The organism is Cupriavidus basilensis (assembly GCF_000876015.1).
In the GTDB taxonomy this organism is placed as follows: Bacteria; Pseudomonadota; Gammaproteobacteria; order Burkholderiales; family Burkholderiaceae; genus Cupriavidus; species Cupriavidus basilensis_B.
Map to the genome: position 1 here is coordinate 262,319 of NZ_BBQM01000020.1, position 24,062 is coordinate 286,380.

A 24,062-nucleotide genomic window follows, 5' to 3' on the forward strand; every position below is an offset into this window, starting at 1 on the left:
CCACGGCATTGACCGTGATGTTTCGGCCTCGCGGTTAGCGCGAGAGGAAACTGGCATTTGCCGTGCCGCGCAACGGCGCCAGGACCTTCTTGGAACGACGCTAATGCGCCCCGGCCGCCGACGCATCCATGTCGCCGCCTTTCTTCGGCTTGGTCAGCCAGACGAAGACGATCAGCACGAAGAACAGCACCCCCGAGATCCAGAAGATGTCGTTGGCGCCGAGCATGGCCGCCTGCTGCGAGATGCCGCGCTCGATGAAGCCGTCGGCCTGCGCGCGCGTCATGCCCATCTGCATCAGGTGGTTGATCTGGTCGACATAGACCGGGTTGAACGGGTTGACCTGCTCCACCAGCTGCGCGTGATGCAGCGCCGAGCGGTTGTCCCACACGGTGGTCGAGATCGAGGCGCCGATCGCGCCAAAGGTGATCCGCACGAAGTTCGACACGCCCGAGGCCGACGGCATCTTCTCCGGCGGCTGGCCCGACAGGATGATCGAGGTCAGCGGGATGAAGAACATCGCCATCGCCGCGCCCTGGATCAGCGTGGGGATCATCAGCGTGCGGCTGTCCACCTGCAGCGTGAAGCCCGAGCGCATCAGGCTGACCACGCCGAAGGTGACGAAGGCCAGCGTGGCGACCCAGCGCGCGTCCATCCGCGGCAGGTTCTTGCCGATCAGCGGCGACAGCAGGATGGCGAAGATGCCCACCGGCGCCATCACGATGCCGGCGTCGGTCGCGGTGTAGCCGACGATGGTCTGCAGCCACAGCGGCAGGATCACCAGGTTGCCGAAGAAGAGCCCGTAGGCCACCGAGATGGCCACCACGCCGGCGCTGAAGTTGCGCCCCCTGAACAGGTGGATGTCCACCACGGGGTGCTTTTCGTAGTTCTCCCACACCACGAAGAACAGGAACCCGACCACCGCCACCACGGCCAGCACCACGATCGCGGTGGAGTGGAACCAGTCCAGCTCCTTGCCCTTGTCGAGCATCAGCTGCATCGAGCCGACCCAGATCACCAGCAGCGCCAGCCCGATGCGGTCGATCGGCAGGATCCGGGTGGGCGTCTCGCGCTCGCGGTAGATCGCCCAGGTGGCATAGGCCGCGCCGAGCCCGACCGGGATGTTGATGTAGAAGATCCACGGCCACGTCATGTTGTCCGAGATCCAGCCGCCCAGCAGCGGGCCCATGATGGGCGCCACCAGCGTGGTCATGCCCCACAGCGCCAGCGCCATCGTGCTTTTCTGCGGCGGGTAGCTCGACAGCAGCAGCGCCTGCGACAGCGGGATCATCGGCCCGGCCACCGCGCCCTGCAGCACGCGCGCGGCCAGCAGTACCTCCAGGTTGGGCGCCACGCCGCACAGCCACGACGACAGCACGAACAGCAGGATCGAGGTGACGAACAGCCGCACCGCGCCGAAGCGTGTGGTCATCCAGCCGGTGAGCGGCACCGAGATGGCGTTGGCCACCGCGAACGAGGTGATCACCCAGGTGCCCTGGTTGGGCGCCACGCCCAGGTCGCCCGAGATGGCCGGGATCGACACGTTGGCGATGGACGAGTCCAGCACGTTCATGAACGTGGCCAGCGACAGCGCGATGGTGCCGACCACCAGCTTGCCGCCGCTCAGCGGCACCGGCAGGGCGGAGCGGGGTGCCGGCGCGCGCGGGGCGGGCGCGGCGCCGTCGCGCGCGGGAAGGGAGGTCGCCATGTTCAGGTGTTGGCCGGTTTCGCCGCCGGTGCCGCGACCGGCGCCGCCATCGGAGCCGCCATCGGCTCGGCAGCCTGGCGCCCGCCGTTGTTCAGCGAGATGATGCGGGCGATCAGCGCGTCGGCGTCCTGCGCGACCTTGTCATAGACGTCGGTCTGCATCGGGCGCGACGCCGTGGTCTGGGTCATCGAGGCGCCTTCCTCCTTGCGCACGTCGACCGTCACGTTCATCGACAGCCCCACGCGCAGCGGATGGTCCTTGAGCTGCCGCGGGTCCAGCGCGATGCGCACCGGCAGGCGCTGCACCACCTTGATCCAGTTGCCGGTGGCGTTCTGCGCCGGCAGCAGCGAGAAGGCGGAGCCGGTGCCGGCCGAGAACCCTTCCACCTTGCCGTCGTAGGCCACCTTGGAGCCGTACACGTCGGCTTCGAGCCTGACCGGCTGGCCCACGCGCATATGCGTGATCTGCACTTCCTTGAAGTTGGCGTCGACCCACACCTGCTCCAGCGGCACCACCGCCATCAGCGGCGTGCCCGGCGCCACGCGCTGGCCCACCTGCACCGAGCGCTTGGCCACGTAGCCGGTCACCGGCGCCGGCAGCGTGGAGCGCGCGAAGGCGAGATAGGCCGAGCGCAGGTTGGCGGCGGCGCGCTGCACGTTGGGATGCTTCTCCACCGTGGTCTGGTCGGTCAGCACCTTGTTGGAGGCGAGCTGCTCGCGCGTGGAGGAGAGCGCCGACAGCGCCGCCTGCAGCGCGGTCTGCGCGTGCGAGATTTCCTCGCCCGAGACCGCGCCGGAGCCGGCGATGGCCTGGCGGCGCCGGAGGTCTTCGCGCGCCCGGGCCACGTCGGCCTCGCGCATCGCCACGTTGGCGGCCAGCGAGCCGTTGTTGACGTAGAGCGTGCGCACTTCGCGCACGGCCTGCGCGAGCTGCGCCTCGGCCTGTTCCAGGTTGACCTGCGAGTCGGCGCGGTCGAGCTGGATCAGCGGCTGGCCGGCCGTGACCAGCTGGGTGTCGTCGGCCGCGATCGAGATCACGGTGCCGCTGACCAGCGGCGTGACCTGCACCACGTTGCCGGCGACGTAGGCGTCGTCGGTGTTCTCGAAGTGGCGCGCGTACAGGCCCCAGTAGATGCCGTAGGCCACGCCCGCCACCACCACCGCGGCGGTCAGGGAAAGCAGCAGGCGCTTGCGCTTGCCGTTGTTGTTGGCGGAGGCCGCGGGCGCGGGCGCGGCGGCGGTCTGGGACGCTTGCTTGTTGTCGCTCATGATGGTGTCTTAAGAATGCTGTCTCGGTGCTGTGCGGCGGCCGCGGCCGTCCGCCTCGTTGGTGCGTGGCGCTCTCAGCCCTGCGCGCCGCCGGGCTTTTCCCCCGCCACGCCGCCGGCCGGTTCCTGGTAGCCGCCGCCGAGCGCCTTCATCAGGCCCATCTGCAGGTCCAGCCGGCGGGCCTGCAGGTCGGTGGCGAGGCGGCGCTGCTGCAGCACGTTGCTCTCGGCATTGAGCACCGTGAGCTGCGTGCCGAGGCCGGCCTTGTAGCGGATGGTGGCGAGCGAGTAGGCGCGCTCGGCCAGCGCCAGCGCCTCGCGCTGCGCGGTGATCTGCGTGTCCACGCTGCGGATGCTGGTCACGGTGTCGGCGGTCTCGCGCAAGGCGTCGACCAGTGCCTGGTTGTAGTTGGCCACGGCGAGGTCGTACTGCGCGTACTTGCCGCGCAGGTTGGCGCGCAGCTTGCCGCCTTCGAAGATCGGCAGGGTCACGGCCGGGCCGACGCCGAACGTGCGGCTGATGCCCATCAGCAGGTTGGAGGTGTCCAGCGAGGCCACGCCGGCGAAGGCCGTCAGGCTGATCGCGGGCAGGAACTCGGCCTTGGCCACCGCGATGTCCTTGCCGGAAGCCTCCACGCGCCAGCGCGCGGCCACCAGGTCGGGGCGGCGGCCGAGCAGCTCGATGGTGAGGTTGTCGGGCAACTGCGGCGTGTCGTGCGCGAGCACGGTCGGGCGCTGGATTTCCTGGCCGCGGTCCGGCCCCTTGCCCAGCAGCGCGGCGATCTGGTTGCGCGCCAGCAGGATGTCCTCGTCCACGCGCAGCAGGTCGGTCTGCGCCGAAGCCACGGTGCCGCGCGCCTGGGTGGTTTCCACCTGCGTGTCGAGCCCCGCGCGCAGGCGGTCGCTGGACAGCTGGGTCAGGTCGCGGCGCTGGGCGATGGCGCGCTCGGCCACGTCGCGCTGCGCGTACAGCGCGGCCAGGCGGGCGTAGGTGCGCGCCACGGCGGTGGTCAGGATCAGGCGCGAGGCCTGGCTCTCGGCCTCCATCGCGCGGTCGTCGGACAGCGCGGCCTCGAGCGCGGCGCGGTTCTTGCCCCAGAAGTCGAAGTCGTACGACAGGCCGGCCTGCAGTCGCGACTGGTTCTGCCAGGAGCCGGCCAGCGGCGTGCCCGCGAACAGGTCGGTCGAGGAAAAGCGCTGGCGCACCAGGCTGCCCTCGAAGTCCACGCTCGGGTAGAGCGCGCTGCGCGTGATGTCGGCCATCGCGCGCGAGGCTTCCACGCGCGCGAACGCGGCCTGCAGGTCGGGGCTGTCCTTGACCGCCTCGTCGACGAGGCTGCGCAGCTGCGGGTCGTTGAACTGGTCGACCCAGTCGAGCGAGGGCCACTGGCCATGCTCGCCGGGCAGGGTCCTGGCGCTGGCCAGGGCGGCCGGGTCGGTCACCGTCTGCGTGCTGTGCGAGTTGCCGAAGGCGGCGCAGCCGGCCAGCACCGCGGCCGCCAGCGCGCTCAGCGCCAGCGTGGCGGCACGGCGGCCGGCCGCGCCGGCGCGCGGCGACAGTGCGGATTGGGAATTGGGAGCTTGGTTCATCTCGGTGCCCTGCGCGAGAGCGTCAATGTTGCTTTTGTCATCGGTGAAGAACGTCAATCGATCCGGCTTGCCGGCCGGTGTCGCGCCTATCCGCTGTTGTTGCCGATGATCCGGTGCAGCATCGAGCGGAACGTCTGCAGCTCGGCCTCGGAGAAGCCGCGGAAATGCCGGTTCAGCACGCGGCAGTAGATGCGCGGCAGCGCCTCGAGCAGCGTGCGGCCGGCGGCGGTGATCGACACGTCCACCACGCGGCGGTCCGCGTCGCTGCGCTGGCGCTCGATCAGGCCGCGCTTTTCCATGCGGCCGAGCAGGCGCGTGACCGAGCCCATGTCGGTATTGAGCTCGCGGCCCAGGTCGGTCACGGTGTTGCCGCGCCCCGCGGCCAGCATCATCAGGCAGGTGGCCTGGGCATGGGTGATGTCCAGGTCGTTGACTTCCAGCTCCACCTCGTGCGACAGCAGGTTCTTGGCGCGCGCCATCAGGTAGCCCACGCTTTCGCCCATGCGGTACTGGGCCGGGTCGAAAGGATGGGTGTCGTCGAAGGCGGACGGGTCGTGCGGCTGGGGCGAGGGCTGCTCGGGCATGTCTGTCAGGTGCTTGTCAGGTGCTTGTCGCTGCAATGTTTGCCGTGGCAACTATATGTTCACGAATGAAGATCCGCAAGGACGGCAACTTGCTATTGCGATATACGCAATAATTGAATAACTGTGATCGGCAAGGTGATCGCGCCGGCCACCCGTTCCCGGCCCGTCGCCATGCCTTCCGGTCGCGCTTCGGGTTTTGCGCCGCAACATGCTATAATGTCGGGTTATCTTTTGATGCTCAGCCCCACAAGCGAGACGCTGCAATGACCCGCGCCATCCGCAATATCGCCATCATCGCCCACGTCGATCATGGCAAGACCACTCTGGTCGACCAACTCCTGCGCCAGGCAGGGACCTTCCGCGACAACCAGCAAGTGGTAGAGCGCGTGATGGATTCGAACGACATCGAAAAGGAACGCGGGATCACCATCCTGGCGAAGAATTGCGCTGTCGAATACAACGGTACCCATATCAACATCGTCGATACCCCGGGCCACGCCGACTTCGGCGGTGAAGTGGAGCGCGTGCTGTCGATGGTCGACGGCGTGCTGCTGCTGGTCGACGCCGTCGAAGGCCCGATGCCGCAGACCCGCTTCGTCACGCGCAAGGCGCTGGCGCTGGGCCTGAAGCCGATCGTGGTGATCAACAAGGTGGACCGCCCCGGCGCGCGTCCGGAATGGGTGATCAACCAGACCTTCGACCTGTTCGACAAGCTCGGCGCCACCGACGAGCAGCTCGACTTCCCGGTGATCTACGCCTCCGGCCTGAACGGCTACGCCGGCCTGACCGACGACGTGCGCGAAGGCGACATGAAGCCGCTGTTCGAGACCGTGCTGGCCAAGGTGCCGGTGCGCGACGACAACCCCGACGGCCCGCTGCAACTGCAGATCATCTCGCTGGACTACTCCAGCTACGTCGGCAAGATCGGCGTCGGCCGCATTTCGCGCGGCCGCGCGCGCCCGCTGCAGGACGTGGTGGTCAAGTTCGGCCCCGAAGGCAACCCGATCAAGGGCCGCATCAACCAGGTGCTGAAGTTCCAGGGCCTCGAGCGCGAGATCGTGCCCGAAGCCGAAGCCGGCGACATCGTGCTGATCAACGGCATCGAGGAACTGGGCATCGGCTGCACCGTGTGCGCGCCGGACGCCCAGGACGCGCTGCCGATGCTCAAGGTGGACGAGCCCACGCTGACGATGAACTTCTGCGTCAACACCTCGCCGCTGGCCGGCCGCGAAGGCAAGTTCGTGACCAGCCGCCAGCTGCGCGAGCGCCTGGACCGCGAACTGAAGTCGAACGTGGCGCTGCGCGTGGCCGAGACCGGCGACGACACCATCTTCGAAGTGTCGGGCCGCGGCGAGCTGCACCTGACCATCCTGCTGGAAAACATGCGCCGCGAAGGCTACGAGCTGGCCGTGTCGCGCCCGCGCGTGGTGTTCAAGGAAATCGACGGCGTCAAGCACGAGCCGTTCGAGCTGCTGACCGTGGACGTCGAAGACGGCCACCAGGGCGGCGTGATGGAAGAGCTGGGCCGCCGCAAGGGCGAACTGCTCGACATGGCGTCCGACGGCAAGGGCCGCACCCGCCTGGAATACCGCGTCCCGGCGCGTGGCCTGATCGGCTTCCAGGGCGAGTTCCTGACCATGACGCGCGGCACCGGCCTGATCAGCCACATCTTCGACGACTACGCGCCGCTGCGCGAAGGCGGCCTGGGCGAGCGCCACAACGGCGTGCTGATCTCGCAGGACGACGGCGACGCCGTGGCCTACGCGCTGTGGAAGCTGCAGGACCGCGGCCGCATGTTCGTCAAGCCGGGCGATGCGCTGTACGAAGGCATGATCATCGGCATCCACAGCCGCGACAACGACCTCGTTGTCAACCCGATCAAGGGCAAGCAGCTCACCAACGTGCGCGCCTCGGGCACCGACGAAGCCGTGCGCCTGGTGCCGCCGATCCAGATGTCGCTCGAATACGCGGTGGAATTCATCGCCGACGACGAACTGGTGGAAATCACGCCGAAGAGCATCCGCCTGCGCAAGCGCCACCTGAAGGAACACGAGCGCAAGCGCGCTTCGCGCGAAAACGCGTAAGCGCCTTTCGCCGCAGTCCGGCAGCAACGAAAAACCGCGCCCCGTGCGCGGTTTTTTGTCGTCCGGGCCACGGCGGCGCCGTCAGGCGTCCGGCATCCGCTCCGCCGCCGGCGCCGCCGCGCGCGGGCTGCGCCATTCCGGCGGCATCCACAGGTGGCGCGGGTCGCGGTGGCGCCACGCGTCGGCGAACATGTCGCGCCATTCGTGGAAGGTGAGGGTGAGCGGGTTGTGGCTGTCGATGCGGCGCGTGATGCCGTACTCGGGCGCCTCCCGCTCCGGCACGAACGAGCCGAACAGGCGGTCCCACACGGTCAGCACGCCGGCGTAGTTGCGGTCGATGTAGCGCGGGTTGCGGGCGTGGTGCACGCGGTGGACCGAGGGCGTGTTGAACAGCCATTCCACGCGGCGCCAGCGCCTGCCCAGGCGCGTATGCACGAAAAACTGGAACGCCAGGTTCAGGCCGACCGCGAGGATCACCCAGTCCGGCGTGAAGCCGGCCAGCGCCAGTGGGATCCAGAACAGCCACATGCCCGAGAGCGGGTAGGTCAGGCTCTGGCGGAACGCCGTCGAGAAATTCATGCCCTCCGACGAATGGTGCGTGACGTGCGAGGCCCACAGCCAGCGCACGCGATGGCTGGCGCGGTGGAACCAGTAATAGAGGAAGTCCTGCAACAGCAGCAGGAGCAGGAACGACCACCACGCCTGCGGCACCGCCTGCCAGCCGTGCCGGTAGCACCAGTCGTAGACGGTGCGCACCATCAGCCACAGGAAGAAGGCGTCCGAGGCCTGGTGCATCAGCGCCAGCGCGGCGTTCGAGGCCGAATCGCGCAGGCTGTACACGCCCGGGTCGCGGCGCGCCCAGTACCACGCCTCCGCGCCGATGGTGAGCAGGAACACCGGCGCGAACGCCAGCAGGATCAGGCCGGGATCGAGGGTCGACTGTGTCATGGCGCCAAGTGTTGCCGGTTTCCGGCGTTCATGCCTGGAGGCCGCCCTCTAGACGCGCGCCGGCCCGCGCCATGCCGCCGCGGTGCCCGCCGCGCGGTCCCGCTGGTGTAAAGTCGAGGGCTGCTTCCGAGGAGAAAGAGACAATGACAGACCTGGTCACCAGCGAGATCCACGGCGGTATCGGCTACCTCACGCTGAACCGCCCGCAGGCGCTCAACGCGCTCTCGCTCGAGATGATTCGCGCCATCACCGAGACGCTCAACGACTGGGCCGCGGCGCCCGAAGTCGCGGCCGTGGTGGTCGCCGGCGCCGGCGGCAAGGCCTTCTGCGCGGGCGGCGACATCCGCTTCTTCCACCAGGCCGCGCTGGCCGGCGACCTCGCCACGCTCGACCAGTTCTTCGTCGAGGAATACGCGCTCAACCACCTGATCCACCGCTACGCCAAGCCCTACATCGCGCTGATGGACGGCGTGGTGATGGGCGGCGGCATGGGCATCTCGCAGGGCGCGCGCCGCCGCCTGGTGACGGACCGCACCAGGATGGCCATGCCGGAAACCAATATCGGCCTGTTCCCCGACGTGGGCGGCGGCTGGTTCCTGTCGCGCACGCCGGGCCGCCTCGGCGAGTACCTGGGCCTGACCGGCGCCGTGATCCATGCCGCCGACGCGCTGCACGCCGGCCTCGCCGACGCCTACCTGCCCGGCAACGCGATGGCCGAACTGGTCGACACGCTGCGCTCGCGCGCGTTCGCCGACGGCGACGCGGTGCTGGCCTGCATCGACGCCGCCACCGCCGCGCACCGCGGCGCCTGCGTGCCCGCGCAAAGCCAGCTGGCCGCGCTGCGGGACGACATCGACCGCCTGTTCGCCGGCGCCACCGTGACCGACATCGTGGCCGCGGTCAGCGACGCCGGCACCGACTGGGCCGCGCAGACCGCCGCCATGCTGCGCGGGCGCTCGCCGCTGATGCTCAACGTCACGCTCGAGCAGATCCGCCGCGCGCGCACCATGACGCTCGAGGACGAGCTGCGCATGGAACTCGACATGATGTACTACGTGTTCCGCCACGGCGACGGCGTGGAAGGCATCCGCGCGCTGGCGGTCGACAAGGACCACGCGCCGAAGTGGCAGCCGCCGCGCCTGGACGAGGTGTCGCGCGAGCGCGTGCGCGCCTTCTTCGACAGCCCGTGGGCGCACGGCGAGCATCCGCTCGCGGCGCTGTAGGCCGGATGGGGCGGGCCTGTTCCCGCCCGGTGCCCGCGGTTTTCTTTCACGCAATTGGATTAAAGTGACGGCTGGACCGGCCGCGGCCGGTCCGCATCACTCCGACATCCATCCTGCAGTGAACGTGAAAGGAATCGCGATGAGCCATCCCCGTGACGTAGCCGTACTGGTAGGCAGCCTGCGCAAGGAATCCTTCAACCGCAAGCTCGCGCTTGCGCTGGCCGCGCGGGCTCCCGCCGGCCTCAAGCTGGAGATCGTGGAGATCGGCCAGCTGCCGCTGTACAACCAGGACGAAGACGGCAGCCCGCCCGCGCCGTGGGTCGCGTTCCGCGACCGCATCCGCCGCGCCGACGCGGTGCTGTTCGTGACGCCCGAATACAACCGCTCGGTGCCGGCCGCGCTCAAGAACGCCATCGACGTGGGCTCGCGCCCCTACGGGCAGAGCGCGTGGGACGGCAAGCCGGGCGGCGTCATCAGTGCATCGCCGGCCGCGATCGGCGGCTTCGGCGCCAACCACCACCTGCGCCAGTCGCTGGTGTTCCTCAACATCCCGGTGCTGCAGCAGCCCGAGGCCTATCTCAGCGGCGTCGACAAGCTGTTCGACGAGCACGGCGGCATCGCCAGCGAGTCCACGCGCGGTTTTCTCGACAAGTACCTGAACACCTTCGCCGGCTGGATCGAGCGCAACGCGCCGCGCTGAGCATCGCGCGCAAACGTTGACGCCCGCTGTCGCAAGGGCAGCGGGCGGGAGGGCAGGTTATCGCTGCCGCGCGCGTGTCGTGGTGCTTGTGGTTCTATTTCCCGCGCTTGAGGTCCCCGGCCGGCCGCTCGCGCGTGCCTGCCGGCGGCTGGCCTGGAAAGCCCTCCGGATAGCTGATGATGCGCAGGCCCGCGACGGCCCTGCGCAACGGCCATGCATGGCGGGCGCCGGTCCTCGCGCCGCCGGTGATCGCCGTCATGGCTTCCCTGTCGAGATCCACGCTGTCCGGCAAATCCTTGATGACGATAACGGCCATGACTTCCTCCTGCATGCGCCTGACGGGCGGCCGCGTGGCCGCGGCGCCGCCCTGGTCAGTATAGGTCACGGGCCTATGCTCCGGGACCGCTGGTGTGCCGCTCAGACCGCGGCGTGCGTGGCCGCCCATTGCGCCGGATTGACGTTGATCGCCAGTCCGAGGCCGGAGCCGATCACGCCGACGTTGTTGAGCGTGTTGACGTTGATGCTCTGCAGCTGGGCGATGTTCTGGCTGACGTTGACATTGACGTTGGCCACCGGGCCCAGTCCTTGCAGCCAGTTGTTGGCGCCGCCGCGCACCCTGGCCAGGGACTTGCCGTCGAGATCCTGGGTCAGCGCGAGGTCGCGCACGATGATGGATGACATGATGTTTGCTCCTTGATGGTGGTGGTGTCCGGTGGCGCGGCGGCGGGGCGTGTCCCCGGCCCGCCGCGCGGCGCCGTTCAGCGATAGATGTTGTTGGTGGCGTTCTGGGTGCTGTCGACGTGCGAGCGGATGCCGTCGGCGAAGGCCGTGTTGTTGCCGTTCATGTTGACCACGTTCTGGGTCTGGCCGATCAGTTGCGAGGCATTGAAGGTCGAGTCGATCTTGACCGCGCTGAACACGGGCAGGACGGGCAGGAAGACCGTGCCGCCGCGCACCGCGCGCATGGCGCGGGCATCGAGTTGTTCGGTGACGACAGGTCCTTGATGGCGAGGATGGTAGTCATGGCAGTGCTCCTGGGTTCGGTGAGAGTGCGTGCGCGTGGGCCGGGACTGGCTTAGCGGTAGATGTTGTTGGTGGCGTTCTGCGTGCTGTCGACATGCGAGCGGATGCCGTCGACGAAAGCGGCGTTGTTGCCGTTCATGTTGACCACGTTCTGGGTCTGGCCGATCAGCTGCGAGGCGTTGAAGGTGGAGTCGACCTTGACCGCGCTGAACACGGGCAGGAAGGGGACGAAGCCGCCGCGCACGGCGCGCATGGCGCGGGCGTCGAGTTGTTCGGTGACGGACAGGTCCTTGATGACGAGGGTGGTTTGCATGGTGGTTCTCCTGAGAGCGGTTGGCTGGTTGGGCCGTTGGTGATTGGGACTTCGGTTCGTTTGGTGTTGAGCATCGTTGCTGCGCTCGGGAGGTACAAACGCATGGAGTGTGCCAAGGCGGGCCGGGTCGATGCGGATTGCCCACAAAGCCAGGCAGCATGCGGGTTTGCGGTTTGGCGCCGCACATCCGGCGCGGGGCCGCGCGATGCGATGGCCCCGGCCGCTGGCGGGCTGCGGCCAACACCGCGGCGCCATGTGTTCGTTGGCGCGCGACACCTCGCCACGCCCGCGCGCGCCGCGCGGCGCTTGTGCCGCCTCTGCGTCGCCCGTGCGTCGCCCAGGCGATGCACGCGAGGTTTGCGATTGGCATGAGTGCGCACTAGTATCCATCGTGGGCAGGTACTCGCCGGCGGACGGCGGGTAGGCGCTCAATGCGCGACTTCGCGCTACCACGTCGCGGCTGCACCGATGGCTAGCATTCCGGATCTGATACGAACCTTCCAGAGCGGTGGTCTTTCGCACGAAGAGCTGTTTGCCCGCATCGACCGCACCCTGGCCGCGGACCACGCCAGCGCGCGGCAGTTGGCGGACATGCTCAGCGAGGAAAACACGCGCGTGCCGCTGCCGCCCGGCGTCTACGAGGAAGTGCTGCGCCGCATCGAGCGCCGCGGCGCCACGCAGTTCGAGGAAGGCGGCGAAGAAACCCGCATGGAGACCGGGCCGGCGGGCGCGCCTTTCATGTCGTCCCCGCCCGCGTCGTCTCCTTCGTCTCCTTCATCGTCCCCGGCGTCCGCCGAGGGCGCGGGCCAGGCGCTGCCCGCGGGCGAGCCGGCCAAGGGCGTGGGCGATACGCTCAACGGCCGCTTCGTGCTGGAGGAGTGCCTCGGCGTGGGTGGCATGGGCACGGTCTACAAGGCGCTCGACCTGCGCAAGCTGGAAGCCTCCGACCGCCGGCCCTACATCGCCATCAAGGTCCTCAACGTACAGTTCCGCGGCCACCCCAAATCGCTGATCGCGCTGCAGCGCGAGGCGCGCAAGGCGCAGACGCTGGCGCACCGGAACATCGTCACCGTCTACGACTTCGACCGCGACGGCTCGGTGGTCTACCTGACGATGGAGTACCTGCAGGGCAAGTCGCTCAACCGCATCCTGCGCGCGCCGGACTTCACCGGCATGCCCTATGCCAAGGCGCTGCCCATCATCACCGGCATGGCGCGCGCGCTGTCCTACGCGCACGAGCGCGGTTTCGTCCACTGCGACTTCAAGCCCGCCAACGTCTTCATCACCGATGCCGGCGAAGTGAAGGTGATCGACTTCGGCATCGCGCGCGTGTTCCAGCAGCCGGCCGACGACGCCGATCCCACCGTGTTCGACCCCGGCACGCTCGGCGGCATGACGCCGGCCTATGCCAGCCCCGAGATGTTCGAGCACCGCGAGCCGGACCCGCGCGACGACATCTACGCGCTGGCCTGCGTGACCTACGAACTGCTCACCGGGCGCCATCCCTACGAGCGGCTCTCGGCCAACCAGGCGCGCAGCGGCGGCCTCAAGCTGCAGCGGCCGAAACTGCTCACGCGCGGCCAGTGGCGCGCGCTGCGCGCCGCGCTGTCGTTCGACCGCGCCACGCGCACGCCCACCGTGGCGCGCTTCCTGGCTGACCTCGGCGCCGCGCGCGGCGGCATGCCGCCGCTGGCGCGCGTCGGCGCGGCGGCGCTCGCCGGCGTGCTGGTGGCCGGCGGCCTCGGCTACTTCGCGTGGCGCATGCGCGGCGCCGACACCCGGCCGCCGCCTGAGCAGGCCGCCGCCGGCGCGCCCGCGGCGCCAGCGCAGGCCCCGGCGCCGCGGGCCATGTCGATGCAGGCGGTGGCGGCGGTGCTGGCGCGCCAGCCGTGCTCGCTGCTGGCCGCCTCGGCGCGCGGCGAGCACGCGCTGCAGGTGCGCGGTTTCGTGGCCGAGCGCGTCGGCACCAGGCGGCTGCAGGAAGACCTCGGCGCGGTGCCCGGCGTGCAGGCGGTGAACCTCGACGTGCAGCCGCTCGGCGACGACAAATGCGACGTGGCGCGGCTGGTGTCGCCGTACTGGTCCGGGCGCCGCGCCGGCGACGCGCTCGCCACCATCCGCACGCGCGCGCGCAACGGGCAGCTCGGCGAAGGCACGCCGCTGGTGGTGGACATCACCACGCCGCCGTTCGACACCTACGTCTACGTGGACTACTACATGGCCGACGGCCGCGTCGTGCACATGGTGCCGAGCAGCCGCTCGCGCGCCAACCAGGCGCCGGCCGGCTACAGCGCGAGCGTGGGCAGCATGGGCGACTGGGTGGTGGGCAGGCCGTTCGGCACGGAGCTGATCGTGCTGCTCGCCACGCCGGCGCCGCTGTTCGACACGCTGCGGCCCGAGGCGGAGCCGCGGCAGGACTACCTGCGCGCGCTCGACCGCCAGCTCGGGCCGATGGCCGCGAAGTACGGCGAGGACCATATCGGCGCCGACATGGCCCAGATCTCCACGCACGCGCGCTGAGCGCGCGCGGCGGCTACTTCAGGTCGCGCGCGACGCGGAAGCCGTTCTGCGACTGGCGCACGCTGGCGCTGTACTTGAAGCGGGTGGAGGACAGCATGTAGCTGGCGCCCTCCTGCCACGAGCCGCCGCGGATCACGCGCACGCTGCAGCCCGGCTCGTCCCAGGCCCGTCCGTCGGCCGGCGCGCCCTTGTAGGAGACGTGCCAGCAGTCGGCCACCCATTCCCACACGCTGCCGTTCACGTCGTGCAGGCCGAAGCCGTTGGCGGCGAACGAGCCGGCGTTGGCCGGCGCGTCGGCGCTCCAGGGCTCGCCGCAGTCCTTGCAGTTGGCGGTGCCCTTGCGCATCTGGTCGCCCCACCAGTAGAGCGTGGCGGTGCCGCCGCGCGCCGCGTATTCCCATTCGGCCTCGGTGGGCAGGCGGTAGCGCTTGCCGCTGGCCTTGCTCAGCCACGCCGCGTACTGCTGGGCATCGTCCCAGCTGACGTCGCGCATGGGCGCGTTGCGCGCCGCGCCGGCCACGGTGGCGATGCGCGGGCAGCCGCCGCCGTCGGCGCAGGCATTCCATTGCTCGACCGTGACCTCGTACTTGCCGATCGCGAACGGCTGGCCGATGGCCACGTGATGGGGCGGCTTCTCGGTCGGGTCGCCGCCGTTGCTGCCCATCGTGAAGGTGCCCGCCGGCACGCTGTGCAGCACCGGGCAGGCCGGGCAGTCCTTGAGCTCGCCGGGCTTGACGTCGACCGTGACGGCGCCGCTGGCCACTTCGCGCTGCCTGATTGACGCGGACGACGCAGAGGACGCGGACGAGGGCGCGGATGCGGATGCGGATGCGGATGCGGATGTGCCGGCGGCGGGCGCCGGCTGCACCTTGCCGCTCTGCGCGCGTGCCGGCGGCGGCGCGACGGTACCCTGCGCGGTGGACGGCGCCGGCGCGGCGCGCGGCCGCTCGGCGGCAGTCCCCGCATCGGTCTTCGGCGCGCTGGCGCGCAGGCGCTCGATGCGCGCGCGCGCCAGCGGCGCGAAGCGGCCGTTGGGATAGGCCTTCAGGTAGGCCTCGTAGTCGCTGGCGAAATTGCTGTTCTTGATCGATTCCCAGAAGGTCAGCTCGTATTGCTCGTCGCTGTCCTTGGGCAGGATGCCGCGCTGCGCGTACAGCGCCGGCGAGACCCGTGCCGGCTCGGCGGCGCCGGCCGCGGCAAGGCCGGCTGCCGCGCCGGTGGTTGCGTGCGTTGCCGCGCCGAGCGGCAACGGCGCCGCCAGCGCCGACGATATCCACGGCTGCTGGGCGTGTGCGGTCCGCGCGCCGACGATGCGGCCGGCCTCGCGCAGCGCGGACTCGGCGTCGGCGCCGGGCGCGGCCAGCGTGCGCAGCAGCGCCGCGGTGAAGACGCCATGCCGCGCGCCGTCGCTGGCGGTGGCGCCCGGCGCGGCGGCATAGGCGATCACGGTGCCCGCGGGCGCGGCGGGCGGCGTGACGGCGGCGCCACGATAGGGATCGTCCAGGCAGGTGTCGAGGATCAGCACATTGCGCGCGCCGGGCCGCGCCGCCGGCATGCTGGCCAGCACCGCGTCCAGCGCCGTGCCCGCCGTCAGCAGGCGGTGCGGCGCGCTGCCGTCGGCATCGACCGGCAGCAGCACCGGCGTGGCACCGGCCGCGAGGCCGTGCCCGGCGAAATAGAACAGGCCCACGCCGCCGCCCGCGAGCCGCCCGCGCAACTCGGCCAGCGCGCGCGCCATGCCCGCGTGGTCGAGGTCCTCGCGCAGCATGACGTCGAAGCCGAGCGCGGCCAGCGTGTCGCGCATCGCGCGCGCGTCGCCGCGCGCGTTCGGCAGCGGGGCGCCGGCATAGGCGGCGTTGCCGATCACCAGCGCCACGCGCGCCGGCTCGCCGGGAATCTGCGTGGTCGCGGCTTCGGCGCGCACGACCGCGGCCAGGCCGACCAGGCACACGACAAGGAGGGTTCGCCACATATGCAGGCCTTGTTCGTACCGCGCGGAAGGTCATCGCCGCGCCGCGCGCCGGCTGTGCCAGTTGTACCGGCCGTGCCGCGCGAAACGCGATGATGCCCGGCCGGTACGGCGGGGCCGCGCTGCGGGCGCAACGGCAGCATGCAGCGCGGGCGGCACCGGCCGGCTCAATCCACCATAGCACAGCGATTGTGAATCCGGAGGTGCTTTGCAGCGCCGGGTGGCGCCGCGAGCCCACCGCTTGCCGCGCGTGCCGCGCGGCCGGGTGCGCCGAGTATCTTTTTGCGTTTTTCCGTTCTAAGCTGGAGGACGAAAATGCTCGGGCGCCGGTCAGGAGCAAGAAAAAAATCCACACCGCACACGCGGCACGGATCGTCGTAGGGGAGGGCTTTCAGATGCACAGGCGAACCGTGCTCGGCACCGTGGCAGCAGCGCTGCTGGCTCCGCTGCCCTCGATCTCCTTCTCCACGCCCGCCCCGCCCAATGCCGAGGTCTACATCATCTGGCCGCCCGACGGCGCCGTGATCGACGGCGGCAAGTTCTGGGTGCGCATGGGGCTGCGCAACATGGGCGTCGCGCCCAAGGGCGTGGACATGCCGAACGTCGGCCATCATCACCTGCTGATCGATACCGACCTGCCGCCGATGGACAAGGAAATCCCCAACGACCGCAACCACCTGCACTTCGGCGCGGGCGAGACCGAGGCGCGCATCGAGCTGCCGCCGGGCAAGCACACGCTGCAACTGCTGCTTGGCGATGCCAACCACAAGCCGCACGATCCGCCGGTGTATTCGAAGAAGATCACCATCACCGTCCGATAGGCCGCTGGCGGAACACGGCGGAAGAAAGTCGGGAGAAAGTCCATGCGTAAGCTCATCCTGGGCGCGGCGCTCGCAGCCAGCCTGCTTCTGAACGGCGGCATGCCGGGCCATGCGGTGGCGGCGGGCCCCACGCCGGCGCCGCCCAATGCCTACCTGTACATCGGCTTCCCCAACAACAACCAGGTGCTGCCGGCCGGCAAGCCGATCAAGGTGTGGTTCGGCCTGCGCGGCATGGGAGTGGCGCCGCGCGGCGTGACGTTTCCCAACAGCGGCCATCACCACCTGCTGATCGACACCGACCTGCCGCCGATGGACAAGGAAATCCCCAACGACCGCAACCACCTGCACTTCGGCGCGGGCGAGACCGAGACCACGATCGAACTGCCGCCGGGCAAGCACACGCTGCAGTTGCTGATGGCCGACGACAAGCACATCCCGCACAACCCGCCGATCTATTCCCGGAAGATCACGATCTACGTGAAGTGAGCGCGCGGCCCGCGCCGCGCGCGCCATGACCGGACCGCCGCGTCCGGCGGCGTCATTTTCCTCCCGCGCTTTTTCCCCTGTCTTCTTGCGCAAGCGCGCGCCGCGCGCACTTGTCTGCCGGCGGCAGACACCGTGGCGCGATGGTGTTGGTCCGCACCCGTCAGCGCGGCAGTGCGTGCCAGCCCCCGCGATGTGCGGCGCCGAACCGCAAACCCACATGCTGCCTGGCTTTGTGGGCAATCCGCATCGGCCCGGCCCGCCTTGGCACACTCCATGCGTTTGTACCTCCCGAGCGCAGCAACGATGCTCAACACCAAACGAACCGAAGTCCCAATCACCAACGGCCCAACCAGCCAACCGCTCTCAGGAGAACCACCATGCAAACCACTCTCGTCATCAAGGACCTGTCCGTCACCGAACAACTCGACGCCCGCGCCATGCGCGCCGTGCGCGGCGGCTTCGTCCCCTTCCTGCCCGTGTTCAGCGCGGTCAAGGTCGACTCCACCTTCAACGCCTCGCAACTGATCGGCCAGACCCAGAACGTGGTCAACATGAACGGCAACAACGCCGCTTTCGTCGACGGCATCCGCTCGCATGTCGACAGCACGCAGAACGCCACCAACAACATCTACCGCTAAGCCAGTCCCGGCCCACGCGCACGCACTCTCACCGAACCCAGGAGCACTGCCATGACTACCATCCCTCGCCATCAAGGACCTGTCCGTCACCGAACAACTCGATGCCCGCGCCATGCGCGCCGGTGCGCGGCGGCACGGTCTTCCTGCCCGTCCTGCCCGTGTTCAGCGCGGTCAAGATCGACTCGACCTTCAATGCCTCGCAACTGATCGGCCAGACCCAGAACGTGGTCAACATGAACGGCAACAACACGGCCTTCGCCGACGGCATCCGCTCGCACGTCGACAGCACCCAGAACGCCACCAACAACATCTATCGCTGAATGCCGCCGCGTCCCGCCCGCCATGTCGGGCGGGACGCGCGCAAGGCGTTTCGCGCCGCCGCCGGGCAAGGCCGCCAGCCTGCAATTTCGGGTTGGATCGCGCCGCGGGCGGATACACAATGAATGCACAGCGTATGGCGAGACCAGCCTGGTTCCTCGCGGGAGACGATCGTGCCTTGCTTGCCTACTCCGTTCGTCGCGCGCGCCGCGCGCGCCACCCTGCTGACGGCGCTGGGGCTGGTACTGGCGCTGGCCGGCTGCGCCGATTTCCGCCCGCCCGTGTACCAGCGCCCCGACACCCCGGCCAAGCCCGAATGGTCGCGCCAGGGCGCGATCACGGTGTCGCCGGCGGACACCATCGTGCCGAACTGGTGGCAGGCCTTCCGCGATCCGTATCTCGACGGCCTGGTCGACAAGGCCATCGCCGGCAACTACGACATCAAGGTGCTGGCCGCGCGCATCAAGGTGGCGGGCGCGCAGATCGCCGAAGTCAGGGCGGGCGCGCTGCCGGTCTTCGACGTGGGCGCCGGCGTGAGTTTCGACAAGACCACCGGGCAGTCGCTGAGCCGGACCTACAACCTCGGCACCCAGGTCAACTGGGACATCGACATCTGGGGCAAGGTCGAGAAGGGCGTGCAGGCCCAGAAGGCGGAGTTCAACGCCACCGAGGCGGACTGGCGTGCGGGCTACCTCACCCTGGTGTCGGCCGTGTCGACCACCTATTTCCAGATCCTGCAGTTCGACGAGCAGAGCGAGCAGCAGGCGCGCACGCTGGCCCGCAACAAGCAGATCCTCGTCACCTACCAGGCCATGTTCCAGAACGGCCTGATTCCCCAGGTCCGCGTGATGCAGCAGCAGGCCGAGATCAACCGCCTGACCAAGGACCTGCTGGAGCTGCGCCGCGGGCGCGATCTCTCCGAGAACGCGCTGGGCACGCTGGTGGGCGTGCCGGCGGGCGTGTTCAAGGTGCCGGCCGGGCGCTTGCAGGAGCGCGTGCAGCTGCCGCCGGTGCCGGCCGGGCTGCCGTCGCAGCTGCTGTCGCGCCGCCCGGATATCGTGGCGGCGGAGTACCGCGTGCTCGAGTCGTACAACCTGGTCGGCCAGGCGCGGCTGGCGCAACTGCCCAGCCTGAGCCTCACGGGGCGCGGCGGCACCTCCAGCTTCGCGCTGACCGACCTGCTCAAGTCCTTCACCTTCGGCTTCATGCCGAGCATCAACCTGCCGATGCTGGACCCGGGCGTGCGCGCCCGCGTGAAGACCTCCGAGGCGCAGACCAAGGTGGCCGAGAGCGAATACGGCCGCACCGTCATCACCGCGTTCGAGGAAGTGGAGAATGCGCTGGTCAACGTGGAGGCGCACAGGAAGCAGCGCGTGGAACTGCAGCAGCAGGTGGCGCAGTTGCGCGTGGTCTCGGCGCAGATCGAGGCGCAGCTCAAGGAGGGCGTGGTGTCGCAGCTCGACGTGTTCGAGGCCGAGCGTTCGCTGCTCGGCGCGCAGCTCGAGTTGTTGGCCAATCACCAACAGATCCTCGCCGACACTGTCACCCTCTACAAGGCGCTCGGCGGCGGGTGGCCCAGCGTGGCCGTGGCCAACGCGCCCGGCGACGGACCGCGGCAGGTGTCGCAGCAGGACGCGAAATAGCCGCGCTGCGCGCGCGGCCGCGCGATTGACTACCGGCGGGCCTGGCCTACTATGTCCTTGTCAGCACGTTCCCGGCGCGGCGGCCTGCGGGCCCGCCCCGCCGCCATGAAAAATGGCTTGCCGCCGGCGCACGCGCATGGCCCAAGCGCTGTTGGTGGTAGCGAAACATGGCTTCAGACCAGGCTCTGATCGACGAGGCGCGGGCGGCGGCGGGGCAGGGCGCGGCGCCTTCGCCGGGGCTGGCGCCGCGGCTCGACATCGTGCTCGCGCCTGTCACGCATCCTGCCCTCGGCGAGATCCGCATCGAGGAGAGCTTGTTTGCCGTGGGGCGCGCCGAAGCGCCTTTTGCCGCCTATCCCGCCGAGGTGGCGGCCGTGCTGTCGCGCCGGCATGCGCGCATCTTCAGCGAGGATGGCGCGGCCTACATCGCCGACCTCGGCAGCAAGAACGGCACCACGCTCAACGGCGCGGCCGTGGCGCAGCAGCCGGCGCGCCTGCGCGACGGCGACGAGCTGCGCTTCGGCAGCGCGCTGGCCTACCGCGTGCGCTTGTGCCCGCGCGCGCCGGCGCCGCCGGCCGCACATCCGCCGGTGGTGCTGACGCTGACGCCGGAACGCGGCGACCTCGGCCTGCAGCCGATCGAGATCACCGGCTTTCCGTTCCTCGCCAGCAAGGCCGACGAGACTTTCGCGCGCTACCGCGACGCCTATCCGCACCAGGTGAACTACGTCTCGCGCCGGCACGCGCACATTTTCCTCAGGGGCGGGCAGCCCTTCGTCGAAGACCTGGGCAGCACCAACGGCACCTTCGTCAACGGCACGCGCGTGGAGGACCATGCGGTGGCGCTGGCCGAGCACGACCTGCTGGCGTTCGGCGGCAACCATTTCGCCTACCGCGTCGGCATGCGGGCCGAGCCCACGCAGGATGCGACCGTCACCAGCTCGGCCTTGCCGCAGCCGCCAGAAGCCAGCGCCGCGCCGCCGGCCGCCGAGGTGCCGCCGCCGGTTGCCGCCGCGCCGGCGCAGGACCCCGACAAGACCACCTTCGTGGCGGCGCCGGGATCGTTCCTCGACATCTTCTGCGTCGACTACGCCGCGCGGCAGGAAGACGAGGTCAACCAGGAGGCCGTGGCGCCGGCGCAGGGCGCCGCCGCCGACAAGCCGCAGGCGCAGGGCAAGTACGCGCTGGTCATGGCGCGGCTGGCGGCCGGTTTCGGCGCCGGCGAGCGCGCGCAGCTCAGGCGCGCGGCGCGCTGGGGCGCGGCGGCGGCGCTGGCGGGGGTGGTGCTGCTGCTGGCGCTCTATTTCCGCGGCGCGCCCGAGCGCGAGATGAAGGCGCTCATGGCGGGCGGCGATTTCCCGCGCGCCGCCGCCGTGGCCGACGCCTATCTCGCGCGGCATCCCGACAACGCGCAGTTCAAGGCCGCGGGCACCGAGGCGCTGCTGCGCGCGTATGTGCCCGCCTGGATGGGCAGGCTGCAGGCGCGCGACTTCGACGGCGCCGACGCGGCGCTGGCGCGGATGAAGACGCTCGGCGCGCACAACGCCGACGCGCGCGCCTTGCTCGACGAGATGGCGTGGCTGGGCCGGCTCGACCGCTTCGTGGCGGGCCGCGGCGGCGTGGACGCGCCGATCCGCATGTATGCCGACGAGGCCGCCATCCGCGGCCTGCTGCGCGACTGGAACGCCGACATCCCCGCGCACCAGCGCGCGCTCGACCGCATTTCCGCCTACGTGCCCGCGTTCAAGGACCGCTACGCGGTGGCGCTGAGCTACGTGCGCAAGCTGCAGAGCGACGATTCCGTCTACCTCGCCGCCATCGATCGCCTCAACGCGGCGCTGGCCACCGGGCTGGCCGGCGATGCGCCGCAGGCGCTGCAGCCCGTGCTGGCGGACTACGCCGGGAAATACCCGCGCCTCGCCGGCATGGACCGCCTCAAGGAAGACCTGCGGCGCTACCTGGAGCTCGACGCCGCCCTGCGCGCGACGGCGCTCGGCCCGGTGGTGGCGCAGATGGCCGGCTCCGGCTTCGCCACGCCGCCGTTCCAGGCGCGCTACCGCGAGCTCGCCGCCGGCCGCCTGCCCACGCCCGAGGTGGCGCGTCTGTACGGCGACGCGGACAAGGCCTGGCGCGCGGGCGATGCCGGCGCCGCCTTCGCGGCCCTGCAGCAGATCAAGGGCGGCCCCTGGGCCGAGGCGGCGGCCAGCGAGCTGGCGCGGCGGCAGGCGGTGGCCGCGCAGTTCGGCGAGCTGCAGAAGGGGCGCGGCGGCAGCGGCTACGACGAGCGCCTGCTGTCCTTCTACGCCGTGCTCGATCCGGCGCAGGACGCCTATTTCGTCAAAGCCATCGAGCCGGACGTGGCGGCCATCCACGACACCGCGCTGCGGCGCGCGCAGGCGCTCATGAACGGCGCGCTGGCAAGCTGGCGCCAGTACCGGCGCGACGGCGCGCTCGGCGGCGAGCAGCGCCTGGAGCCGGAGATCTCGGCCAAGTTCCGCGCGCAGGCGCGGCTGCTGTCCGGCGCCAGCGCGCAGGCGCGCCAGGGCATGCGCATCTACGCGCAGCTCAAGGTCGGCGACACCGCGCAGTGGAGCCAGGTGCGCGACGACATCGAGGCGGAGGCCGAGCTGCAGCGCCGCTCGCTGCAGGAGCTGCGCATGGTGCTGAATCCCGCCGTGCTCAAGGGCAAGCTGGCGCTGATCGGCGCCGAGGCGGCGGACGGTGGCGAGAGCGTGGCGGCGGGCGGGGGCAGGGACGGAGAGAAGGACGGCGGGAGGCGCGATGAAGGACGATAACCGCGACAACCGCCTCAAGCCGCTGCACGAGGCGCTCGAGGACCACAGCGCCGAGGGCATCGCGATCCTCAGCGCCGAGCCGCTCAAGATCATGCAGGTCTCGGTGCTGGTGATGGTGCTGCTGGTGCTGTGCGCGCTGGTGTGGTCGTTCGTCGGCCACGCGGATGTGATCGTCACGGCGGACGGCACGCTCGCGCCCGAGTCGGAAGTGCGGCGCTTCTACGCGCCGGTGGACGGCGAGCTGGCCGATCTCTACGTGGCCGAGGGGCAGCCGGTGTCGAAGGACGACGTGCTGGCGCGGCTCAACGCGCGCGGCGCGATCGAGGCGGCCACCAATGCGCTGGAGGCCCAGCTCAAGCTGCAGGACTCCGAGCGCGAGTGGCAGCAGTTCCCGGACAAGAAGCTGCTGATGGAGCGTAAGGCGGCCGCGCTCAAGAAGCAGATCGAGGTGGCCGAGCGCCTGCACGAGAACCGCACCGCGGAGGGCACCACGCGCCTGGCCGAGCAGCAGCGCGCGCAGCTGCAGGAAGCGCGCAGCAATCTCGACAACGCGCGCCGCCAGCGCGAGTTCACGCGCCAGGAGCAAGACCGGTACGCGCGCCTGTTCGCGCTGCCGGGCGGCGGCGGGGTGTCGCAGTCGCAGGTGGAGGGCAAGCGCAATGCCGCGGTGGAGGCGGAGAACGCGCTGCGCATCGCGCAGTCGCGCCTGACCGAGCTCGATTCGCGGTTGAGCCAGGAACTCAACCAGGCCACCGTGCAACTCGAGGGCAGCAGCCAGGAACTGACCAACCTGCGCATCCAGTACGACGCCGCGCTGCGCGAGATCAGCAACACCGAGGACAAGCTGCGCCTGCAGGTGCAGACCGCGCGGCTGGTGGCCGAGGCGGCGGCGCGCATCCGCTTCGAGAACATCGACAAGGACAACTTCCTGCTGATCCTGGCGCCGGTGGCCGGCGTCATCACCGACGTGAGCTCCACGCAGCGCGGCGACAAGGTGCAGGCCAACGCGCCGCTGGGCGGCATCGCGCCCAAGGACGCGCGCCCGGTGCTGAAGATCGAGATCGCCGAGCGCGACCGCGCCTTCCTGCGCGAGGGGCTGCCGGTCAAGCTCAAGTTCAATGCCTTTCCCTACCAGCGCTATGGGCTCATCAACGGTACGCTGGAATACATCTCGCCGGCGACCAAGCTGGCGGGGCAGAACCGGCAGCCGGTGTACGAAGGCCGCGTGCGGCTGGCGCAGACGTACTACGCCGTGGCGGACGGCAAATATCCGTTGCGCTACGGTATGACCGCCACGGCGGAAATCGTGGTGCGCGAGCGGCGCCTGATCGACCTGGGGCTGGACCCGTTCCGGCAGGTGGCCGGCTGACGGGCGCGCGGCATGCGGGGCGGGGGCGGGAGGGGCGGCGTGCCCGGCACGGCGCGTGCGGCAACG

The 24,062-nt window shown here is 70.1% G+C and carries 21 protein-coding genes; 11 read left to right on the top strand and 10 right to left on the bottom strand.

What is annotated here, in order from left to right; translation table 11 throughout:
- Positions 1 to 100 precede the first annotated feature (100 nt).
- The 4 genes from KF708C_RS23010 to KF708C_RS23025 form a co-directional block, all read right to left on the bottom strand.
- The gene (locus KF708C_RS23010) at positions 101 to 1,705 is read right to left on the bottom strand and encodes a DHA2 family efflux MFS transporter permease subunit (RefSeq protein ID WP_029044225.1); all 1,605 of its coding nucleotides are present in this window, start codon (positions 1,703 to 1,705) and stop codon (positions 101 to 103) included.
- Between the two features lie 2 nt (positions 1,706 to 1,707).
- Positions 1,708 to 2,973, bottom strand: coding sequence for an HlyD family secretion protein (locus KF708C_RS23015; protein WP_059413388.1), 1,266 nt, complete (start codon positions 2,971 to 2,973; stop codon positions 1,708 to 1,710).
- 74 nt (positions 2,974 to 3,047) lie between these two features.
- Positions 3,048 to 4,562: an AdeC/AdeK/OprM family multidrug efflux complex outer membrane factor gene (locus KF708C_RS23020; RefSeq protein ID WP_059413425.1), complete on the bottom strand. Its 1,515-nt coding sequence runs from the start codon at positions 4,560 to 4,562 to the stop codon at positions 3,048 to 3,050.
- Positions 4,563 to 4,648: 86 nt separating this feature from the next.
- Entirely contained in the window at positions 4,649 to 5,146 is a 498-nt protein-coding gene (locus KF708C_RS23025; RefSeq protein WP_020205911.1) for a MarR family winged helix-turn-helix transcriptional regulator, read from the bottom strand.
- 263 nt (positions 5,147 to 5,409) lie between these two features.
- On the opposite strand from KF708C_RS23025, the gene typA reads away from it, so the two are divergent.
- Positions 5,410 to 7,230: a translational GTPase TypA gene (typA, locus tag KF708C_RS23030; protein ID WP_020205910.1), complete on the top strand. Its 1,821-nt coding sequence runs from the start codon at positions 5,410 to 5,412 to the stop codon at positions 7,228 to 7,230.
- Between the two features lie 81 nt (positions 7,231 to 7,311).
- On the opposite strand, the gene KF708C_RS23035 is transcribed toward typA, so the two are convergent.
- On the bottom strand, positions 7,312 to 8,178 hold the full coding sequence (locus KF708C_RS23035) for a sterol desaturase family protein (protein WP_059413389.1): 867 nt from the start codon (positions 8,176 to 8,178) through the stop codon (positions 7,312 to 7,314).
- 143 nt (positions 8,179 to 8,321) lie between these two features.
- On the opposite strand from KF708C_RS23035, the gene KF708C_RS23040 reads away from it, so the two are divergent.
- Positions 8,322 to 9,401, top strand: coding sequence for an enoyl-CoA hydratase/isomerase family protein (locus KF708C_RS23040; RefSeq protein WP_059413390.1), 1,080 nt, complete (start codon positions 8,322 to 8,324; stop codon positions 9,399 to 9,401).
- Positions 9,402 to 9,540: 139 nt separating this feature from the next.
- Positions 9,541 to 10,101, top strand: a complete 561-nt coding sequence (locus KF708C_RS23045; RefSeq protein ID WP_059413391.1) for an NADPH-dependent FMN reductase — start codon at positions 9,541 to 9,543, stop codon at positions 10,099 to 10,101.
- A 94-nt stretch (positions 10,102 to 10,195) separates the two neighbouring features.
- Here the strand turns inward: KF708C_RS23045 and KF708C_RS23050 are convergent, their stop codons facing one another.
- The 4 genes from KF708C_RS23050 to KF708C_RS23065 all read right to left on the bottom strand — a co-directional run bounded on the left by KF708C_RS23050 (position 10,196) and on the right by KF708C_RS23065 (position 11,437).
- Positions 10,196 to 10,417, bottom strand: coding sequence for a hypothetical protein (locus KF708C_RS23050; RefSeq protein WP_029044223.1), 222 nt, complete (start codon positions 10,415 to 10,417; stop codon positions 10,196 to 10,198).
- A 101-nt stretch (positions 10,418 to 10,518) separates the two neighbouring features.
- Entirely contained in the window at positions 10,519 to 10,782 is a 264-nt protein-coding gene (locus KF708C_RS23055) for a hypothetical protein (RefSeq protein ID WP_020205905.1), read from the bottom strand.
- Positions 10,783 to 10,859: 77 nt separating this feature from the next.
- Positions 10,860 to 11,066 (bottom strand): hypothetical protein, encoded by a 207-nt coding sequence (locus tag KF708C_RS23060; RefSeq protein WP_197090412.1) that lies wholly within the window; start codon positions 11,064 to 11,066, stop codon positions 10,860 to 10,862.
- Between the two features lie 110 nt (positions 11,067 to 11,176).
- A complete protein-coding gene (locus tag KF708C_RS23065; RefSeq protein ID WP_059413392.1) occupies positions 11,177 to 11,437 on the bottom strand; it encodes a hypothetical protein in 261 nt (86 codons plus the stop codon).
- A gap of 468 nt (positions 11,438 to 11,905) precedes the next feature.
- Between KF708C_RS23065 and KF708C_RS23070 the strand changes: the two genes are divergently transcribed.
- Positions 11,906 to 13,957, top strand: coding sequence for a serine/threonine-protein kinase (locus KF708C_RS23070; RefSeq protein ID WP_059413393.1), 2,052 nt, complete (start codon positions 11,906 to 11,908; stop codon positions 13,955 to 13,957).
- Positions 13,958 to 13,970: 13 nt separating this feature from the next.
- Here KF708C_RS23070 and KF708C_RS23075 read toward each other — a convergent pair whose 3' ends face one another.
- A complete protein-coding gene (locus KF708C_RS23075) occupies positions 13,971 to 15,929 on the bottom strand; it encodes an SUMF1/EgtB/PvdO family nonheme iron enzyme (protein ID WP_059413394.1) in 1,959 nt (652 codons plus the stop codon).
- Between the two features lie 392 nt (positions 15,930 to 16,321).
- Here KF708C_RS23075 and KF708C_RS23080 point away from each other — a divergent pair, with 392 nt between their 5' ends.
- The 7 genes from KF708C_RS23080 to KF708C_RS23110 all read left to right on the top strand — a co-directional run bounded on the left by KF708C_RS23080 (position 16,322) and on the right by KF708C_RS23110 (position 23,996).
- Positions 16,322 to 16,747: a DUF4399 domain-containing protein gene (locus tag KF708C_RS23080; protein ID WP_059413395.1), complete on the top strand. Its 426-nt coding sequence runs from the start codon at positions 16,322 to 16,324 to the stop codon at positions 16,745 to 16,747.
- A gap of 42 nt (positions 16,748 to 16,789) precedes the next feature.
- On the top strand, positions 16,790 to 17,233 hold the full coding sequence (locus tag KF708C_RS23085; RefSeq protein WP_059413396.1) for a DUF4399 domain-containing protein: 444 nt from the start codon (positions 16,790 to 16,792) through the stop codon (positions 17,231 to 17,233).
- 377 nt (positions 17,234 to 17,610) lie between these two features.
- Positions 17,611 to 17,871 (top strand): hypothetical protein, encoded by a 261-nt coding sequence (locus KF708C_RS23090; protein WP_059413392.1) that lies wholly within the window; start codon positions 17,611 to 17,613, stop codon positions 17,869 to 17,871.
- Between the two features lie 101 nt (positions 17,872 to 17,972).
- Positions 17,973 to 18,191, top strand: coding sequence for a hypothetical protein (locus tag KF708C_RS23095; RefSeq protein ID WP_231586558.1), 219 nt, complete (start codon positions 17,973 to 17,975; stop codon positions 18,189 to 18,191).
- Positions 18,192 to 18,314: 123 nt separating this feature from the next.
- Positions 18,315 to 19,832, top strand: a complete 1,518-nt coding sequence (locus KF708C_RS23100; RefSeq protein ID WP_059413397.1) for an efflux transporter outer membrane subunit — start codon at positions 18,315 to 18,317, stop codon at positions 19,830 to 19,832.
- Between the two features lie 167 nt (positions 19,833 to 19,999).
- Positions 20,000 to 22,627 carry an FHA domain-containing protein gene (locus KF708C_RS23105; RefSeq protein ID WP_059413398.1) on the top strand — a complete coding sequence of 876 codons (2,628 nt, stop codon included), beginning with the start codon at positions 20,000 to 20,002 and terminating at the stop codon, positions 22,625 to 22,627.
- The gene (locus tag KF708C_RS23110; RefSeq protein WP_020206898.1) at positions 22,614 to 23,996 is read left to right on the top strand and encodes an HlyD family efflux transporter periplasmic adaptor subunit; all 1,383 of its coding nucleotides are present in this window, start codon (positions 22,614 to 22,616) and stop codon (positions 23,994 to 23,996) included. Before KF708C_RS23105 ends, KF708C_RS23110 begins: the two co-directional genes overlap by 14 nt.
- Positions 23,997 to 24,062 lie beyond the last annotated feature (66 nt).

Excerpts from the sequence above, each read along its gene's own strand:
- KF708C_RS23085 (WP_059413396.1), top strand. The coding sequence starts at position 16,790 with ATGCGTAAGCTCATCCTGGGCGCGGCGCTCGCAGCCAGCCTGCTTCTG.
- KF708C_RS23025 (WP_020205911.1), bottom strand. The coding sequence starts at position 5,146 with ATGCCCGAGCAGCCCTCGCCCCAGCCGCACGACCCGTCCGCCTTCGAC.
- KF708C_RS23100 (WP_059413397.1), top strand. The coding sequence starts at position 18,315 with ATGCACAGCGTATGGCGAGACCAGCCTGGTTCCTCGCGGGAGACGATC.
- KF708C_RS23055 (WP_020205905.1), bottom strand. The coding sequence starts at position 10,782 with ATGTCATCCATCATCGTGCGCGACCTCGCGCTGACCCAGGATCTCGAC.
- typA (WP_020205910.1), top strand. The coding sequence starts at position 5,410 with ATGACCCGCGCCATCCGCAATATCGCCATCATCGCCCACGTCGATCAT.
- KF708C_RS23110 (WP_020206898.1), top strand. The coding sequence starts at position 22,614 with ATGAAGGACGATAACCGCGACAACCGCCTCAAGCCGCTGCACGAGGCG.
- KF708C_RS23050 (WP_029044223.1), bottom strand. The coding sequence starts at position 10,417 with ATGGCCGTTATCGTCATCAAGGATTTGCCGGACAGCGTGGATCTCGAC.
- KF708C_RS23010 (WP_029044225.1), bottom strand. The coding sequence starts at position 1,705 with ATGGCGACCTCCCTTCCCGCGCGCGACGGCGCCGCGCCCGCCCCGCGC.
- KF708C_RS23060 (WP_197090412.1), bottom strand. The coding sequence starts at position 11,066 with ATGCGCGCGGTGCGCGGCGGCACGGTCTTCCTGCCCGTCCTGCCCGTG.
- KF708C_RS23090 (WP_059413392.1), top strand. The coding sequence starts at position 17,611 with ATGCAAACCACTCTCGTCATCAAGGACCTGTCCGTCACCGAACAACTC.
- KF708C_RS23105 (WP_059413398.1), top strand. The coding sequence starts at position 20,000 with ATGGCTTCAGACCAGGCTCTGATCGACGAGGCGCGGGCGGCGGCGGGG.
- KF708C_RS23095 (WP_231586558.1), top strand. The coding sequence starts at position 17,973 with ATGCCCGCGCCATGCGCGCCGGTGCGCGGCGGCACGGTCTTCCTGCCC.
- KF708C_RS23080 (WP_059413395.1), top strand. The coding sequence starts at position 16,322 with ATGCACAGGCGAACCGTGCTCGGCACCGTGGCAGCAGCGCTGCTGGCT.
- KF708C_RS23075 (WP_059413394.1), bottom strand. The coding sequence starts at position 15,929 with ATGTGGCGAACCCTCCTTGTCGTGTGCCTGGTCGGCCTGGCCGCGGTC.
- KF708C_RS23070 (WP_059413393.1), top strand. The coding sequence starts at position 11,906 with ATGGCTAGCATTCCGGATCTGATACGAACCTTCCAGAGCGGTGGTCTT.
- KF708C_RS23035 (WP_059413389.1), bottom strand. The coding sequence starts at position 8,178 with ATGACACAGTCGACCCTCGATCCCGGCCTGATCCTGCTGGCGTTCGCG.
- KF708C_RS23040 (WP_059413390.1), top strand. The coding sequence starts at position 8,322 with ATGACAGACCTGGTCACCAGCGAGATCCACGGCGGTATCGGCTACCTC.
- KF708C_RS23045 (WP_059413391.1), top strand. The coding sequence starts at position 9,541 with ATGAGCCATCCCCGTGACGTAGCCGTACTGGTAGGCAGCCTGCGCAAG.
- KF708C_RS23065 (WP_059413392.1), bottom strand. The coding sequence starts at position 11,437 with ATGCAAACCACCCTCGTCATCAAGGACCTGTCCGTCACCGAACAACTC.
- KF708C_RS23015 (WP_059413388.1), bottom strand. The coding sequence starts at position 2,973 with ATGAGCGACAACAAGCAAGCGTCCCAGACCGCCGCCGCGCCCGCGCCC.
- KF708C_RS23020 (WP_059413425.1), bottom strand. The coding sequence starts at position 4,562 with ATGAACCAAGCTCCCAATTCCCAATCCGCACTGTCGCCGCGCGCCGGC.